The sequence below is a fragment of the Streptomyces solincola genome (assembly GCF_002982015.1).
Classification (GTDB): domain Bacteria; phylum Actinomycetota; class Actinomycetes; order Streptomycetales; family Streptomycetaceae; genus Streptomyces; species Streptomyces solincola.
The window spans coordinates 1-2,797 of sequence record NZ_PVLV01000625.1; the positions used below are offsets into that span (position 1 = coordinate 1).

Genomic DNA, 2,797 nt, shown 5'->3' on the forward strand with positions numbered 1-2,797 from the left:
GGCGGGCTGAGCGCGGCCGCCGATGAGGCGGCGCAGCCTGGGGCGGGCGGTGCGGGCGCGCAGCACGCGGTCGACTTCGCGCCAGGTGGTGTCCTGGGCGTAGGCGATGGTGCGGGCGGCTTCGTAGACGTCACGCAGCAGGGTGTCGGCGTCGAGGAGGCCGAGGGCCTTGGCGACGTCGTCCTGTTCCTGGAGGGCGAGCCGGTCGGTGGCGCGGCCGGTGGTGAGGTGGAGGGCGTCGCGGGTGTCGAGGAGGCGGCGGCGGGCGTCGGCGAGGCCGGCGCGGGGGGCGTCGGCGAGCCAGGAGGCGGCGACGGCGCGCAGCGCGGTGGCGTCCCGCAGTCCGCCGCGGGCCTCCTTGAGGTCGCCTTCGAGGAGGTAGGGCAGTTCGCCGTGGCGTTCGGCGCGTTCGCGGCAGAGTTCGCCGAGGGCGGGCAGCCGCTTCACGGCCTGGTTGCGCCAGTCGGCGAGGATCGTGGTGCGCAGGGCGGTGGTGAGGCCGAGGTCGCCGGCGAGGTGGCGGGCGTCGAGGAGTCCGAGGTGGACCTTGAGGTCGTCGGCGGCGGTGCTGCGGGCTTCGGCGGGGGTGCGCACGGAGTGGTCGAGGGCGAGGCCGAGGTCCCAGACCGGATACCAGACGCGGTCGGCGACGGCGGCGATCTCGTCGGGCTTGGCGGTGCCGTCGTGCAGCAGGAGGACGTCGAGGTCGCTGCGGGGGGAGAGTTCGGCGCGGCCGTAGCCGCCGACGGCGACCAGGGCGGTGCCGCGCGGGGGCCGGGCGGCGGCGAAGAGGGCGGCGAGCCAGTCGTCGGTGAGGGTGGCGAGGGCGGCGCGCCGGGGCGGCCCGGTCCGTGTCTCCTCGCGCAGGAGGCGCAGCCGGGCCGCGGGGTAGCCGCCGGGCTCCGATCCGTCCGTGGTCGCGGTGGTGTCGGCGCTCGTCACCCGGCGTCTCCCTACTCTCGTGTCCGTCTGACCAGGTCTGACGGGGGACCTCTTCGCGGGCTTTCCCTACAGGGCGTCGGGGCCGCGTTCGCCGGTGCGGACGCGGACGGCGGTGTCGACGGGGACGCTCCACACCTTGCCGTCTCCGATCTTGCCGGTGCGGGCGGCCTTGACGACGATCTCGATGAGCTGTTCGGCGTCCTCGTCCTCGACCAGCACCTCGATGCGGATCTTGGGGACGAGGTCGACGGTGTACTCGGCGCCGCGGTAGACCTCGGTGTGGCCGCGCTGCCGTCCGTAGCCGCTGGCTTCGGTGACGGTCAGGCCCTGGACTCCGAAGGCCTGGAGGGCCTCCTTGATCTCGTCCAGGCGGTGCGGCTTGACGACCGCGGTGATGAGCTTCATGCGTCCACCTTCGTGTTCTTCGTCGCGGCCGGGCCGGCGCCCATCGCGGCGGGGGCGGGCTGGGCCTTGCGGTTGCCGGCTCCGCCGCCGGCGCCGCTGAAGTCGTACGCGGTCTCGGCGTGCTCGACCTGGTCGATGCCGGAGACCTCGTCGTCCTCGGGGACCCGCATACCCATGGTCTTGTCGATGGCGAGGGCGAGGACGGCGGAGACGACCAGCGAGTAGGCGAGGACGGCGAAGACGCCGGTGGCCTGCTTGCCGAGCTGGTCGAGGCCGCCGCCGTAGAAGAGGCCCTTGGCGTCGGACTGGACACCGCCGGTGGCGAAGAAGCCGACGAGCAGGGAGCCGACGACGCCGCCGACCAGGTGGACGCCGACGACGTCGAGGGAGTCGTCGTAGCCGAAGCGGTACTTCAGGCCGACGGCCATGGCGCACAGCAGGCCGGCGACGGCGCCGATGGCGATGGCGCCGAGCGGGGAGCAGGAGCCGCCGGCGGGGGTGATGGCGACGAGGCCGGCGACGGCGCCGGAGGCGGCGCCGAGGGTGGTGAAGGCGCCGTGGCGGATCTTCTCGTAGGCGAGCCAGGCGACCATGGCGGCGGCGGTGGCGACCTGGGTGTTGAGGAACATCACCGCGCCGACGCCGTCGTCGTTGCCGAGCCAGGAGCCGGCGTTGAAGCCGAACCAGCCGAACCACAGCAGTCCGGCGCCGAGCATGACCAGCGGGAGGCTGTGCGGGCGCATCGGGTCCTTCTTGAAGCCGACGCGCTTGCCGATGACGAGGATCACGCCGAGGGCGGCGGCGCCGGCGTTGATGTGGACGGCGGTGCCGCCGGCGAAGTCGATGACGCCCATCTCGAACAGCCAGCCGCCGGCGCCCCACACCCAGTGGGCGACGGGGAAGTAGACGACCGTCACCCACAGGGCGATGAACAGCGCCCAGGCGGTGAACTTCACGCGGTCGGCGAGGGCGCCGCTGATGAGCGCGGGGGTGAGGACGGCGAACATGAGCTGGAAGGCGGCGAAGACGTATACCGGGATGGTGTAACCGTCCCAGAGCTCGGTGGTGCCGATGCCGCTGAGGCCGACGTAGTCGGACGACCAGCCGATCAGGCCGCCGCTGTCGGCGCCGAAGGCGATGCTGAAGCCGTAGAACACCCACAGCAGGGTCACGATGCCCAGGCTGACGAAGCTCATCATCAGCATGTTGAGGGTGGACTTGACCCGGACCATGCCTCCGTAGAAGAAGGCGAGCGCCGGGGTCATCAGCATCACCAGGGCGGTGCAGATGAGCATGAACCCGGTGTTGGCGGCGGACAGCGTGGGCGTGTCCGCGGCAAGCGTCGTGATGCCTGGGGGCATCGGCGTCTCCTCGTCGTCGTACGGCCGGTGCAGGGCGCGGGCCGCCTGTCCCGGGGCCGGGCGGCGTGCGGGCCGGGCGGCGGGGACGG

3 protein-coding genes are annotated in these 2,797 nt (G+C 73.0%); all 3 read right to left on the minus strand.

Annotated elements, in window-relative coordinates; translation table 11 throughout:
• On the minus strand, window positions 1-942 hold a 942-nt coding region (locus C6N75_RS28380; protein ID WP_456340832.1), incomplete at its 3' end, for a [protein-PII] uridylyltransferase family protein.
• A gap of 66 nt (window positions 943-1,008) precedes the next feature.
• Window positions 1,009-1,347, minus strand: coding sequence for a P-II family nitrogen regulator (locus C6N75_RS28385; RefSeq protein ID WP_105871716.1), 339 nt, complete (start codon window positions 1,345-1,347; stop codon window positions 1,009-1,011).
• The gene (locus C6N75_RS28390; RefSeq protein WP_105871717.1) at window positions 1,344-2,708 is read right to left on the minus strand and encodes an ammonium transporter; all 1,365 of its coding nucleotides are present in this window, start codon (window positions 2,706-2,708) and stop codon (window positions 1,344-1,346) included. The genes C6N75_RS28385 and C6N75_RS28390 overlap by 4 nt, the downstream gene beginning before the upstream one ends.
• Between the last annotated feature and the right edge of the window lie 89 nt (window positions 2,709-2,797).

Bases quoted from the DNA above. Each gene is read 5' to 3' on its own strand.
- C6N75_RS28385 (WP_105871716.1), bottom strand. From the start codon at position 1,347: ATGAAGCTCATCACCGCGGTCGTCAAGCCGCACCGCCTGGACGAGATC.
- C6N75_RS28390 (WP_105871717.1), bottom strand. From the start codon at position 2,708: ATGCCCCCAGGCATCACGACGCTTGCCGCGGACACGCCCACGCTGTCC.